We start from the raw sequence: 15709 nt of genomic DNA, 5'->3' as shown, positions 1-15709 counted from the left end.
GAATGTGTCTACAGGTCTTGTTGATGTTCCTTCGAATACGCCATCAGGAAGCTATGTTATTACATATAACATCTGTGAAAAAGGGACGAATCCTTTGTCAATATTATGTGATAAGGCGACAGTAACTATTGAAGTTCCATCTCCATCTGTATCTGTTTTTGCAGATGATGATTCTGATAATCCAATATTGAGTAGTAATGTAGCTCAATCTGTTTTAAATGTATTTTCTAATGATTTTATAGGTGTGCATCATGCTACTAATAGCAATGTTGACTTAGTAGTTACCATTGTTGATCCAAAAGGTTTTATTAGTTTAAAATCTGACGGAACAGTTGAACTTGCTCCTAATGCACCTGCAGGAACGTATGAATTAACTTATAAAATTTGTAGTAAAGTAATTTTTGGTGACTGTGATACCGCAACTGCTACAGTTGTTGTAATAAGTCAAACTCCATCTATAAGTATTATTAAAACGGCTACTGCAATTGATGAAAATAAAGATGGTTTTGCAACCGCAGGTGAAACTATAAGATATAATTTTAGTATAACCAATACAGGGAATGTTCCTTTGACAAATATCAAGATAGTCGATTTGTTACCAGGGTTAGTTCTTACTGGAGCCCCAATAACTTTGATGGTGGGTGAAAAGGATACAGCAACTTTTGTTGGTATCTATAAAATAACTCAAGCAGATGCGTCAAATGAAAAAGTGTTAAATCAGGCTACGGTTTATGGAACAAGCCCATTAGGAGTGGTAGTTAGTGATTTTTCGGATGTATACAGTATAATTACCGATGTGTCAACAGTACTACCAGTTAAAAATTGTGTTATCAAGGTTTTAAATGCATTGACGCCAAACAATGATGGAGACAATGACTACCTTCATATTGAAGGTTTAGATTGTTTTTCTAACAATGCAGTAGAAATATATAATCGTTGGGGAGTGTTAGTGTTTGAAACTAATAATTATAATAATAAGGATAATGTTTTTAATGGATATTCAAGAGGAAGAGTTACAGTAAGTCAGTCTGAGGGGTTACCTACAGGGACATACTTCTATATTATTAAATATGTTGATCTCAATGGAGATGGAATGCAAAAATCAGGATATTTATATTTAAGTAGATAATGTATAGCAAAATGAAGCTGTCTCTCTTGTCGGATAGCTTCATTTTTGTCGATTGATAATAATTTTTTTTTCTCCAAAGTTTTTAAGAGAATCTGATAATTAAGTTTTTAGTTATAAAAAAGTAATGGTTATTGAATATTTTTTTTAAATTTATACTTCATTAAAATTATTGGATATGACTGTAGATCAAATATTAAGCATTAAAGGGAGACAGATTTTTTCTATTGTTTCAACAATTTCAGTTTATGATGCCTTGAAGGTTATGGGCGAGAAAAATGTCGGGGCATTGTTAGTTATGGATGATGATGAAATAGTGGGTATTCTATCCGAAAGAGATTATGCAAGGAAAATTGTTCTTAAAGAGAAAACCTCAAAAGGGACTTTAGTAAAAGAGATTATGGGCACAGGAATAATTACTGTAAAACCAACTGATAACATTGACTTTTGTATGGGTTTGATGAGTGGTAGACGAATCAGGCATTTACCAGTGGTTGAGGATAATGTTGTTTTTGGGGTGATCTCAATTGGAGATGTAGTAAAAGCTATTATTGAGATGCAAAAAGAAACCATAAATCATTTAGATGCATACATAAATGGGACACAAGTATAACTTTTTGTCAGTGAGACTTAAATAGCTGCAAATTAGTGTAGCTATTTTTTTTGTACCAATATAAATTTGGGATTTTAACAAAAGAATATGATAAAAGCTTCCGTTTTAAGCCAAGACTTATATCTTTGTAAACTAGATAAATCTGAGATATGGATAAAAATAGTAAAAGGAGAGAAGCGTTATTGTATCATGCTAAACCTACACCTGGTAAAATTCAGGTTGTTCCTACAAAAAAGTACGCTACTCAAAGAGATTTATCTTTGGCTTATTCGCCAGGAGTTGCAGAACCATGTTTAGAGATTGCAAAGGATGTAAATAATGTTTATAAATATACCGCCAAAGGAAACTTAGTAGCTGTAATTACTAATGGTACGGCCGTTTTAGGTCTTGGTGATATTGGTCCAGAAGCATCAAAACCAGTAATGGAAGGGAAAGGTTTATTGTTTAAAATTTTTGCTGATATTGATGTTTTTGATATTGAGATTGACACTAAAAATATAGAAGAATTTATTCAGACAGTTAAGAATATCGCTCCTACTTTTGGAGGGATTAATTTAGAAGATATTAAAGCACCTGAATCTTTCGAGATTGAGCGTCGATTAGTGGAGGAATTAAATATTCCTGTAATGCATGATGATCAACACGGAACGGCTATTATTTCTGCAGCTGCTTTGATTAATGCATTGGAATTAGCGGATAAAAAACCTGAAGATGTAAAGGTTGTAGTTTCTGGAGCTGGTTCAGCTGCATTGGCGTGTGCCGATTTGTATAGGTTGTTAGGGGTGAAAATGGATAATATTTTTATGTTTAATAGCAAAGGTCTTTTGACCCAAAAGAATACTTCATTATCTGAATTGCAACAAAAGTATGCTAAAGATATGGAGTCAATCAATCTTCAACAAGCATTAGTGGGGGCTGATGTCTTTATTGGCTTGTCTTCTGGGAATATTATGTCGGCTCAAATGTTATTAGGAATGGCTGACAATCCTATTGTTTTTGCAATGGCTAATCCTACCCCTGAAATCGATTATAATTTAGCAATTCAGACAAGAAAAGATATTATCATGGCAACAGGAAGATCTGATCATCCTAACCAAGTGAATAACGTTCTTGGTTTTCCATATATTTTTAGAGGAGCATTAGATGTTCGTGCTACAAAAATTAATGAAGCTATGAAAATGGCGGCTGTTAAAGCTTTGGCATCACTTGCAAAAGAATCTGTTCCTGAACAAGTAAATGTAGCTTATGGCGCTACTAAATTAGTTTTTGGTAGAGAGTATATCATTCCTAAACCATTTGATCCAAGATTAATTTCGATAGTGGCACCTGCAGTAGCAAGAGCAGCTATGGATTCAGGAGTTGCTCAACATCCAATCACTGATTGGAACAAATATGAAGAGGAATTAATGGAGCGTTTAGGGAATGATAATAAAATGCTCCGAATGATTACTAATAAAGCTAAAATGGATCCTAAACGAATCGTTTTTGCAGAAGCAGAGCATTTAGATGTTTTAAAAGCGGCTCAAATAGTTTATGAAGAAGCGATTGCTATTCCAATTTTACTAGGTAATAAAGAGATAATACTCGAATTGATGCAGGAATTAGGTTTTGATGCTGATATTGAAATTATTGATCCAAAGGAAAAAGAAGAAGAAGGACGTAGAAAACGTTTTGCAGAAGCCCATTGGGGATCCAGAAAACGAAGAGGTATTTCATTGTATGATGCTGAAAGGTTAATGCGTGAAAGAAATTATTTTGCAGCAATGATGGTAAATGTTGGTGAAGCTGATGGATTAGTTGCAGGTCATACTAGAAGTTATCCAACAGTTGTTAAACCGATGTTGCAATTGATAGGCAAAGCCCATCGAGCATCTATTGTTGCTACAACAAATTTGATGATGAGTGCTAGAGGACCGATGTTCTTTTCGGATACAGCTATTAATATCGATCCAACAGCTGATGAATTGGCTAAAATTGCTTTAATGACGGCTAAAACGGCTAGAATGTTTGGTGTTCAACCAGTTATTGCCATGGTTTCCTATTCTAATTTTGGTTCTTCAGTAGATCCTAAAGCAACAAAAATAAGAGATGCTGTTGCTTTATTGCATGAGCACCATCCTGATTTAATAGTTGATGGTGAAATTCAATCGGATTTTGCTTTGAATCCTGAAATGCTTAAAGAGAAATTTCCTTTTTCAAAATTAGCAGGAAAGAAAGTAAATACGTTGATTTTTCCAAATTTAGATGCAGCAAATATTACCTATAAACTTTTAAAGGAATTAAATAAAGTGGAATCCATTGGTCCAATTATGATGGGAATGGATAAACCAGTTCATATTTTTCAATTAGGAGCCAGTGTTGAAGAAATGGTGAATATGGCAACTATTGCCGTGCTGGATGCTCAGGAAAAAGGGAAAAAGAAAAAATAGAAGACTAATTATTACTCCTTGATCTTAATTGTAAGGTCAAGGTGTTTATATTTAATAATAAATGATAGCACATTTGCAAGGGAAATTGGTTGAAAAAACACCAACTGATGTAGTGATTGATTGTGGGGGAGTAGGGTATCATGTTAATATTTCACTTCATACGTATTCATTATTACCTAATACAGATTTTATAAAATTGTTTACATATCTTCAAATTAAAGAAGATGCGCATACCTTATTTGGATTTGTAGAAAAATCAGAAAGAGAGATTTTTAAATTATTGCTTTCTGTTTCAGGAATAGGAGCAAGTATTGCAAGAACGATGTTGTCTTCCTTGGAGCCAAAGCAAATTATCAATGCAATTGCTTCTGGGGATGTCCTAACGATTCAGTCTATCAAAGGAATTGGTGCTAAAACAGCACAGCGGGCGATATTAGATTTAAAAGACAAAGTGATAAAATTGTACGATATAGATGAAGTTTCTATGTCGCAAAGCAATACAAATCGAGATGAAGCGTTATCTGCACTGGAGGTTTTAGGTTTTGCACGTAAAACATCTGAAAAAATTATTGAAAAAATTGTCAAAGAAGATCCAGAAGCTTCGGTAGAAGCAATTATCAAAAAAGCTTTGAAAAACTTATAAAAATTAAAAACACGAATTTATATGTGTAAAATTTATACTTTTTTACTGGTTTTGTTTTGTTGTTTTGTATCGCTAGCTCAAGTGAATACAGTTGCTCAAGATACAGTGAAAAAAGGAGTTGCTTTAGGAAAAGTTCAATTGAAAAATCCTCAAAGTGTTCTCTCAGCATATACGTATGATCCAATTTCAGATAGGTATCTTTATAATAATACTGTGGATGGCTTTTCAATTAATTATCCTATAATTTTAACACCAAGGGAATACGAAGCTTTATTAATGAAAGAGTCTATGAGGGATTATTTCAAGAAAAAGGCGGATGCTATTGATGGTAAAAAAGAGGGAAGTGAAGAGGCTAAAAAAGATTTACTACCTAAGTATTATGTGAATTCTGGATTATTTGAAACTATTTTTGGAGGAAATACAATTGATGTAAAACCTACTGGATCGGTAGAAATGGATTTGGGAGCACGCTATACCAAACAGGATAATCCTTCGTTTTCACCAAGAAATAGATCGAACTTAGCTTTTGATTTTAATCAAAGGATAAGCATGAGTTTAATGGGGAAAGTGGGTACGCGACTGAATGTAAATGCTAATTACGATACGGAGTCTACTTTTGCTTTTCAAAACCTATTAAAATTAGATTATTCTCCAACGGAAGATGATATTATTCAAAAAATTGAAGTGGGTAATGTAAGCATGCCACTTAATAGTTCGTTAATTCGTGGTGCACAAAGTTTATTTGGGGTCAAAGCACAGCTGCAATTTGGTAAAACAACCGTTACTGGTGTGTTTTCTGAGCAAAAATCACAAACTAAAAGTGTCGTAGTCCAAGGTGGTGGAACGATACAAGATTTTGATGTGTATGCTTTGGATTACGATAATGACAGGCACTTTTTCTTGTCACAGTATTTTCGAAACAAATATGATACATCACTAAAAAATTATCCATTTATTGATAGCCGTGCACAAATTACTAGGATTGAGGTATGGGTTACTAATAAACAAAACCGTGTCAATGCAAATTCAAATAATTTAAGAAACATTATAGGGCTTCAGGATTTGGGTGAAGCTCAGATTACAGGAATTCCGGACAGTCAAATCGTAGTAAGAAATCCATCTGCTGGGATGTTTTACACCCCAATAGATTCTCCTACGGATAATAAAAATAACGGTTATGATCCTAGTCGAATTCAAGCTGGTTCGGGTTTATTGAATAACAATATTCGAGAAATGGCAACAGCTGATCTAGGTTTTAATGCTTATACAGCTAGAGAAGGTCAAGATTATTCGAAACTTGAAAATGCTAGAAAATTAACTTCAAATGAGTTTACGTATCATCCACAATTGGGGTATATCTCGTTACAGCAAAGATTATCAAATGATGAAGTCTTAGCAGTAGCTTTTGAATATACCATAGGTGATAATGTCTATCAAGTTGGGGAATTTGGGAATGATGGAGTAGAGTCCACTGTGGTTACAGGAGTTAATGCTAATCAAGCGGTTGTTACTCAGAGTTTGATACTAAAAATGCTGAAAAGTAACTTGACTAACGTTCAAAATCCTATTTGGAACTTGATGATGAAGAATATTTATCAAATTCCGGGAGCTTATCAAGTGAAGCAAGAGGATTTTAGATTTAATATCCTATACACTGATCCTTCGCCTTTGAATTATATTACTGAAGCTAAAGATGCATCAGGTAATATCGTTCCTTTTCCAGATAATCCAACAGTAGATAAGAAGGTTAAAGAGAACCCATTGTTGAAAGTATTCAATCTAGATAAATTGAACTACAACAATGACCCTCAAACTGGTGGTGATGGTTTCTTTGATTTCATGCAAGGACTTACTATAGATGCTCAAAACGGAAGAATTATATTTACGACCAAAGAACCTTTTGGGCAATTGCTTTTTGATAAATTAAAAGACAATAATAATCCTGCGGATGTTAGTAATTATGCTGATCCAACCACTTATAACGGCAATCAAAAAAAATATGTTTTTAGATCTATGTATCGCAGTACACAATCTGGTGCTTTGCAAGACAGTGATAAAAATAAATTTTTATTAAGAGGGAAATATAAATCAACAGGCGGAGATGGAATTCCTATTGGGGCATTTAATGTTCCTCAAGGATCTGTAGTAGTTACTGCTGGAGGACGAAAATTAGTAGAAGGAGTTGATTATAGTGTTAATTATCAACTAGGCCGTGTTCAAATATTAGACGCCTCACTTCAAGCTTCCAATACTCCAATTAATATTTCTTTAGAAAATAATTCTATTTTTGGTCAACAAACTACCCGATTTATGGGAGTGAATATCGAGCATAAAATATCAGACAAATTTGTAATAGGGGGAACTTATTTGAATATGTCAGAAAGACCATTTACTCAAAAATCAAATTATGGACAAGAATCTATAAATAATACCATATTTGGATTCAATACAAATTTTGCTACTGAGGTTCCGTTTTTTACTAGATTGGTTAATAAATTACCAAACGTAGATACTGATGTTCCTTCTAATTTATCTGTAAGAGGTGAGATTGCTTTTTTACGTCCTGATGCTTCAAAAATTGACAGTTTTGGTGGTGAGTCTACAATTTATGTGGATGATTTTGAGGGTTCACAATCTACTATTGATATGCGTTCAGCTTACTCGTGGAGTTTATCCTCCACACCTTTTATTAATAATGATAAGGATAATACCTATTTTGCACTAGACAATTCCTTGCAATATGGATTCAAAAGATCAAAGTTAGCATGGTACACTATTGACCCTATTTTTTATACCTCCAAACCTTCAGGTATTTCAAATGATGATTTGTCATTAAATAAAACTAGAAGAGTTTATAGTGGTGAATTGTATCCTAATACTGATATTCCTTTAGGTCAAACACAAGTGGTGAGTACATTAGATTTGACTTACTTTCCATCAGAACGAGGGCCATATAATAACAATCCTAATTTTTCAGCAGATCCAAAAGGTAATTTTGGAGGGATAATTAGGTCGATAAATTCTACTAATTTTGAACAAGGAAATGTAGAGTATATTCAATTTTGGGTACAAGATCCGTATGTAGGAAAAGGAGAGGTGTCAGCTGCAAACACTGGAAAGTTATATTTTAACTTAGGTGAAATATCAGAAGATATTTTGAAAGATGGTAGGAAACAATTTGAAAACGGATTAGGTGCAGATCAAATATTGGTTAATCCAAGACCTATATGGGGAGATGTGCCAGCATCACAATCGTTGATTTATGCTTTTGATTCTAATCAAAATAATCGTACTAATCAAGATGTTGGATTAGATGGATTGCCAAATAATAAAGAAGGAGAAGTTTATACTAATTTTGCCTCGGAACTGGATCCTGCGGCAGACGATTATACTTTTTATTTAAATAAATCCGGAAGTGTGATTGATAGGTATAAGAATTATAATGGGCTACAAGGGAATTCAGCTGTAGATATTAATGATGTTAATAGAGCTTCAACCGCTGTACCTGACGTTGAAGATGTCAATAGAGATAATACGATGAATACGATTAATGCCTATTATGAATATAGCATTGATGTAAAAAAAGGAATGCAAGTTGGTGAAAATAACATAGCTGATATTAGAGAAACGGAGGTTACTTTGCCAAATGGTGAGACTACATCAGCAAGATGGATTCAATTTAAAATTCCTGTACAACAACCCAAAAACATTATTGGAAATATTTCAGATTTTAGATCCATTCGTTTTATGCGAATGTTTATGACTGGTTTTGATAGTGAAATAACCTTGCGTTTTGGTTCTTTGGATTTGGTAAGAGGAGAATGGAGAAGGTATACTAATACACTTGATTTTAAGGATACTAATGTTGCGGATGATGACACTGAATTAGATGTGTTAACAGTGAATGTTCAGGAGAACGATACCAGATGTCCCATTAATTATATTCAGCCTCCTGGTGTTCAAAGAGAGCAATTGTATAATAATAATACAGTAATCAATCAGAATGAGCAAGCATTGTCTTTGAAAATTTCAGGAAGTGGATTGCAACCTGAAGATGCAAGAGCAGTTTTTAAAAATGTTAGTATTGATATGCGTCAGTATAAAAAAATGAAAATGTTTTTACACGCTGAAAGTCTCCCAATGCAAACCGAACTTAAGGATGGTCAAATGTCTGCCTTTATTCGTTTTGGTAATGATTTTACGGATAACTTTTATCAAGTTGAAATTCCATTAAAAGTTACTGTGCCTTCTGGTTGTTCTCCATTGAGTGCGGAATTGGTTTGGCCTGCAGCAAATGAAATTGATTTAGCTTTGAGTTTATTAACCAAATTAAAAATTAAATCGAAGAGTGTTAATATCGCTAATTTGCCATTAGATGGAATATATTATTCAGATGATGATTTGGCAAATAATCCTGATGGTGATGGAGATCCAAAATTGCGTTTGGGTATTAAAGGAAACCCTAATTTTGGCTTGACACGAACATTAATGGTAGGGGTAAAAAACAATATACTTTTAGACCCTGCTTTAGATGAACAAAGAATAAAAGGGGAAGTGTGGTTTAATGAGCTTCGTTTAGCAGATATGGACAATTCAGGAGGTATGGCTGCCTTATTGAATGTAGATACTAATTTCGCAGATTTTGCTACTATTTCAGCTACAGGAAAGAAAAGTACAGCTGGTTTTGGTGCGATAGAACAAGGACCTAATGAGAGAAGCCGTGAGGATGTACAACAATATAATATTGTGACTAATATTAATTTAGGTAAATTACTTCCAAATAAATGGGGGGTTAATTTACCATTTAATTATTCAGTAGGTGAAGAAACAATTACTCCACTATATGATCCATTTAATGCTGATATTAAAATTCAAGAATTACTAGATAACACTGATAGTAAAGAAGAAAGGGATAACATTGTAAACAGAGCCATAGATTATACAAAACGTACGAGTATTAATTTTATTGGTGTTAGGAAACAAAGAAGTCCTGAGCAAAAACAACATATTTACGATCCTGAAAATTTCACTTTTTCGCAGTCGTATAATAAAGTGGAACGTCATGATTATGAGATTAAAGACTATTTGGACCAACAAGCAAGTTCATCTGTTGATTATGGATATAGTTTTCAATCGAAACCAATAGAGCCCTTCAAGAAAACAAATTTCATGAAGAAAAGTACCTATTGGAAATTATTAAGTGATTTTAATTTTAATTATTTGCCAACTAATATTTCGTTTAATACAAGTGTTATTAGGCAGTACAACCGTCAAGAATTTAGACAAGTTGAAAATGTTGATGGAATTGGACTTGATCCTTTGTATAGAAGAAATTTTGCTTTTAATTATCAATATGGATTCAATTATAATTTAACAAAATCATTGAAATTAGGATATAGTGCTACTTCAAATAATATTGTTAAAAATTATTTGAATGATAATGATGAACCCATTGATGATTTTACCATTTGGAGCGGTTATTGGGATCCAGGACAAGCTTATAACCATACCCAGCAATTGGTGGTAAATTATGAATTACCAATCAATAAAATCCCGCTTTTTAGTTTTGTGAAGGCAAATTATGTTTATACAGGAAACTATAGTTGGCAACGTTCTTCTACTTTTTTATCAGAAATAGAAATAGAGGGAAGTACTTATAATTTAGGAAATACGGTTCAAAATTCTAGGGCACATACTTTGAACAGTAGTTTCAATATGGATATGTTGTATAAGTATTTAGGGTTGGGTAAAAAATCAGCGGTAAAACAAGCTGTTAAGCCAAAAACAATACCAAAACCAGGAGAGAAAGTTGTGAATACTACGGCTAAGCCTGTGGCTAAGGAGAATCCTTTTATGGATGGATTGATAGGGGTTTTGACTAGTGTAAAAAACATACAAATTAATTATACGGATAATAGTGGAACCGTGTTACCAGGATTTACACCTGGGTTAGGATTTTTTGGGTCTTCAAAACCAACTTTAGGTTTTATTTTTGGTAGTCAAGACGATGTGCGATTTGAAGCAGCAAAAAATGGTTGGTTAACTGATTATCAAGATTTCAATCAAAACTTTACTCAGGTAAATAATAAAACATTGAAAGCAACTGCAAATGTAGATTTGTTTCCTGATTTGAAAATTGATTTAAATGCGGATCGTTCTTGGTCAGAGAATTTTTCAGAGCAATATGATGTGTCCTCTAATGGAACGTATAATTCGCGTTCGCCTTATACTTATGGAATGTTTTCAATTTCTACGGTACTAATTGGTACTGCATTCTCTGCAAGTGATGAAAATTCATCGGGTGCATTTGATGATTTTAGAGAGAATAGATTGGAAATTGCAAATCGTTTGGCCTCTGAAAAAGGGATTGATATTACAAATCCTGTTAATCTTGATGCCGAAGGCTTCCCACGTGGTTTTGGTAAAAACAACCAAGCCGTTTTGATTCCTGCTTTTATGGCAGCCTATACAGGAGGAAATGCTTCAAAATCGTCATTAGGAGCTTTTAGAGATGTTCCAATACCTAACTGGACGATAAAATATAATGGGTTGATGCGCTATGAGCTGTTTAAAAAGAACTTTAAACGTTTTTCATTGCAACATAATTATCGAGCGTCTTATACAGTTAATCAATACCGTTCGAATTTTAAATATGATGAAAACCCAGGTGGAGTTGATGATAGTGGTAACTTCTTCAATAAAACTTTGATTTCAAATATTAATTTAGTAGAACAATTCAGTCCCCTAGTTCGAGTAGATTTCGAATTGAAAAATGCGTTTAAATTCCTTACTGAAATTAAAAAAGATAGAGCGTTGTCAATGAGTTTTGATAACAACCTATTGACGGAAGTAAAAGGTATCGAATACATCGTAGGGTTAGGATACCGATTCAAAGATATTATTTTCTCTTCACGATTGGCCGATAGTCCATCGGGCGTTATCAAAGGAGATATTAATATGAAAGCTGATTTGTCCTATCGGAACAATCAAACCATTGTTCGTTATTTGAATTATGATAACAATCAATTGGCAGGTGGTCAGGATATTTGGTCATTGAAGTTAACTGCTGATTATTCGTTTAGTAAAAATCTAACAGCAATCTTTTATTATGATCATTCATTTTCTAATGCTGTAATATCAACATCGTTTCCATTGACAAACATTCGTTCTGGTTTTACACTGCGTTATAATTTTGGAAATTAATTTTAAACAGATCATGTTAAACGGAATTAACGCAAATTAATTTATATTGAATTCTAAAATATTGTTTTAGAAAATAAATTAGCGAATCAACGGTGGTTTTTTTAAATCTTGCGTTGTTCTGAAATAGAAGATTGTTACATTTGCAAAATAAAAATTCAATTATCAATTATCAATACGGTTAAAATGAGTATACCATCAAATTTAAAGTACACAAAGGATCACGAATGGGTTAGTTTAGAAGGTGATATTGCAACTATTGGGATTACCCATTTTGCTCAAAAAGAGTTAGGAGATATCGTTTATGTTGAAGTAGAGACTTTGGATCAAGTTCTAGAACAAGATGAAGTTTTTGGTACGGTTGAAGCGGTGAAAACAGTTTCTGACTTATTTCTTCCATTAGCGGGTGAAATCATTGAGTTTAATGATTCTCTAGAAGATACTCCTGAGGCAGTTAATAGTGATCCTTATGGAGCAGGTTGGATGATAAAAGTAAAGGTTTCGAATGTTGCTGCATATGATGCATTGCTTTCGGATGAAGATTATAAACAATTGATAGGTGCTTAAAAAAATATTTTTTTTATCAGCTTTTTTTTGGACATCTATTGTATTGGTGCTTTGTTTGATCCGTTTGGATAATGCTCCCAAAGTTGATGTTGTGAATTTTGATAAATATATACACACCTTATTTCATTTTATTTTTACAATGCTTTGGTATTTGTATTTTAGATTACAATTTAAAAATGACAATAAATACAAACCATTTGTAGTTTCTTTTGTAATGTCGGTATTGTTTGGTGTTTTCATTGAAATAGTACAACAATGTTGCACGCAAAATCGTTCGGGTGATTTGTTTGATGTTTTTGCTAATATCTTAGGAGCAACTTTAGCAATCAGTTTATTTTATATTTTAGACAATTATAAATGTTTGAAAAAGATAAGTTAATTTAAATCCCACTAAGGTGGGATTTTTTCTTTTAGTTTTTTTTGATTCCCATAGAATTATATACTTACGATTAAATATGAAAAAGCTTTTTTTTACTTCTCTATTGTTCTTAGTGACATATTTTTCTATTTCTCAAAACACCGCTTATGGTATCCAAGAGCGTTTTCCTGTTTTTGATCAGTGTAAAAACGTAGCTAATAGTGAACTGGAAAATTGTTTTTATACAGAAGTTCAGGATTTTGTTTTTCAAAATTTTGTACTACCAAAATCTTTTCAAAATGATAGCTTTAAAGGAGAGATAAAAGTCCTTTTTGAAGTAAATGCTACAGGTGTTTTTAAAGTAATGTATGTTGATGCCGTTGATGAACAATTAATCAAAGAGACAAAAAGGGTTTTTGGTTTGTTTCCAAAGATTCAACCGCCAACATATAATGGGAAACCAAATTATTCCAAATACAACTATACGATCTTACTTCCGTTACAAAAAACAGAGCAGTTAGCGGTTGCTGTTAGACCAACTGCAAGATTGAATGCAAATCAATCCAAAGAACTTACAGAATTAGAAAGTATAGTATATCATAAATATTCAAATCCAGAATTCGAAAGTCATTTGAATATTCCCTTTTCGCATAGTTATTATGCGCATTTTGATTCCTCTTTAAATCAAGTGGGCAGCAATAGTCATACTGCTTCAAAACCGTATACGTATGCCGAGGTTTCTAAATATTACAATTTAAAAGAAGCCAATGAAAAGGTACAAAAAAAAGCTTCTGGCTGGTGGGCAAAAAAATGGTGGAATGAAAACATGGTGGCTATTCAAGGAGAGGATTACTGGTTCAATGTCAATCCCATTGTAGATTTGCAATTAGGAAAAGACAGCGAGAGTAAAGCTTCCTATACCTATGTAAATACACGTGCAATTAATTTCAGAGGAGGTCTGGGGAGTCAATTGAATTTTACTACGACCATTTACGAAAGTCAAGGCCGTTTTGCCGATTATTTTAATCGTTATGCTGAATCGATAAAACCTTCAGGTGGTAATCCCGCAATTATTCCAGGAATTGGTATTGCTAAAGATTTTAAGACTGATGCTTATGATTTTCCTTTGGCCGAAGCCAATTTGACTTTTACACCTAATAAATTTATTGATTTACAATTGGGTTATGGACGTAATTTTATAGGAGATGGATATCGTTCTTTGTTAGAAAGTGATGGTGCCAGTCCATATCCGTATTTTAAAATAAATACGAATTTTTGGAAAATTAAATATACAAATACCTATATGTGGCTTAAGGATGTTCGTCCTGATGTTACAGTTGATAAAACGTATGCTACCAAATTTATGGCCAATCATTATTTGAGTTGGAACGTTTCGAATCGCTTAAATTTAGGTTTCTTTGAATCTGTAATTTGGACAAATACAAATGATAGAGGATTTGATGTGAGTTTTGTGAATCCTATAGTGTTTTATCGTTCGGTTGAGTTTGCTTCATCCTCTAAAACAGGAAACGCTCTATTAGGATTGACCTATAAATACAAATGGAATAACAGTGTGAATTTGTACGGACAATTTTTATTAGATGAATTCTCGCTTGGGGATATTAAAAAAGGAGATAATAGCTGGAAGAATAAATACGGGTATCAATTAGGAGTAAAATATTTCAATGCATTCAAAGTTGATAATCTAGTTCTTCAGTTAGAATACAATCATGTGCGTCCATACGTGTATTCACACAGTAATCCTATTACGAATTACGGACACAACAATCAAAGTGTCGGGCATCAATGGGGCGGTAATTTTGAAGAGTTTTTAGTAATTGCTCGTTATCACAAAGACCGTTATTTTGCAGATGCCAAGTTCACCATAGGAACTCGTGGGTTTGATCTTGCAGATACAGGAGCTAAATCCAATTATGGAGGAAATATTTATAGAGACTACGATTTAGATCGTTACGCTGACTCAGAAGTAAAAGTAGGGCAAGGAAACAAGACTTCTGTTTTTATTGCTGATCTACAAGCGGGTTATTTGGTGAATCCTGCAACCAACTTAAAGCTATTCGCGAGTTATATTTATCGAAATTTTAATCCAACGCAAGATACGACAACTACATTCAAAGAAACGACCAATTGGTTTAGTTTAGGTTTGCGTGCTGATGTGTTCAATTGGTATTTTGATTATTAGAAAATAGAATTTATAGGTTGTTAAATTAAGGAGCAGGATGAGTCGTTACCTCAATAACGTTTCGTCCTGCTCTTCGCTATATCTCTTGTATTGGCTGCCGCCATACAAGAGGATGTTGCTGCGATCAGGGCTAGTTATGACTTTTTGTTTTTCATATTTACCAATTATAAGAAAACAATAAATGAAAAAGTTGTTTTATGATTTGTAAGAAAAAAATCAATATATTTGAAATGAATAAAGTATGACCCTTGTCATACATATCTACCCTTATTTGGGTGGCTTTGTATGATTTAGTCATACATATATACTAGTTAGGCATAATGTTAAAAAAAACGAAGTCAAGAATATTAAGTTACAAAAGACAAAACTTAAATTTTAAAAACTAAACCAAATGTTATGATTAATTCGAATGAATTAAATGATTATTCAAATAAAGTTTATGAATATCTAAAAAAGAATAATAGCAAATTACTCGAAAACATAGCATTGCAACCTTCCGACTTTGGAAAAAACCACATTTTTATAGAACTTATCACCAAAAATGAAAATAGCTCTTCAAATTTATTCTTA

Annotated in this window: 8 protein-coding genes; all 8 read left to right on the top strand. The window is 33.0% G+C overall.

Features of this window, described 5'->3' with window-relative positions; translation table 11 throughout:
- The coding region (locus WBQ70_RS05740; protein ID WP_423911591.1) for a gliding motility-associated C-terminal domain-containing protein at nt 1–1129 on the top strand (1129 nt) is incomplete at its 5' end.
- A gap of 175 nt (nt 1130–1304) precedes the next feature.
- Complete coding sequence (locus tag WBQ70_RS05735) at nt 1305–1739, top strand: CBS domain-containing protein (protein WP_423911589.1); 435 nt, start codon at nt 1305–1307, stop codon at nt 1737–1739.
- A gap of 149 nt (nt 1740–1888) precedes the next feature.
- Nucleotides 1889–4168, top strand: a complete 2280-nt coding sequence (locus WBQ70_RS05730) for an NADP-dependent malic enzyme (RefSeq protein ID WP_423911586.1) — start codon at nt 1889–1891, stop codon at nt 4166–4168.
- A gap of 61 nt (nt 4169–4229) precedes the next feature.
- Nucleotides 4230–4811: a Holliday junction branch migration protein RuvA gene (gene ruvA, locus WBQ70_RS05725; protein WP_423911584.1), complete on the top strand. Its 582-nt coding sequence runs from the start codon at nt 4230–4232 to the stop codon at nt 4809–4811.
- 21 nt (nt 4812–4832) lie between these two features.
- Nucleotides 4833–12014 carry a cell surface protein SprA gene (gene sprA, locus WBQ70_RS05720; protein WP_423911581.1) on the top strand — a complete coding sequence of 2394 codons (7182 nt, stop codon included), beginning with the start codon at nt 4833–4835 and terminating at the stop codon, nt 12012–12014.
- A 183-nt stretch (nt 12015–12197) separates the two neighbouring features.
- On the top strand, nt 12198–12578 hold the full coding sequence (gene gcvH / locus WBQ70_RS05715; protein ID WP_423911578.1) for a glycine cleavage system protein GcvH: 381 nt from the start codon (nt 12198–12200) through the stop codon (nt 12576–12578).
- Nucleotides 12571–12957: a VanZ family protein gene (locus WBQ70_RS05710; RefSeq protein ID WP_423911577.1), complete on the top strand. Its 387-nt coding sequence runs from the start codon at nt 12571–12573 to the stop codon at nt 12955–12957. Before gcvH ends, WBQ70_RS05710 begins: the two co-directional genes overlap by 8 nt.
- 76 nt (nt 12958–13033) lie before the next feature.
- On the top strand, nt 13034–15139 hold the full coding sequence (locus WBQ70_RS05705; protein WP_423911574.1) for a gliding motility protein RemB: 2106 nt from the start codon (nt 13034–13036) through the stop codon (nt 15137–15139).
- Nucleotides 15140–15709 lie beyond the last annotated feature (570 nt).

The sequence above is a fragment of the Flavobacterium sp. genome, assembly GCF_049590715.1.
Taxonomy (GTDB): domain Bacteria; phylum Bacteroidota; class Bacteroidia; order Flavobacteriales; family Flavobacteriaceae; genus Flavobacterium.
This window is presented reverse-complemented; position numbering and strand designations above follow the sequence as displayed.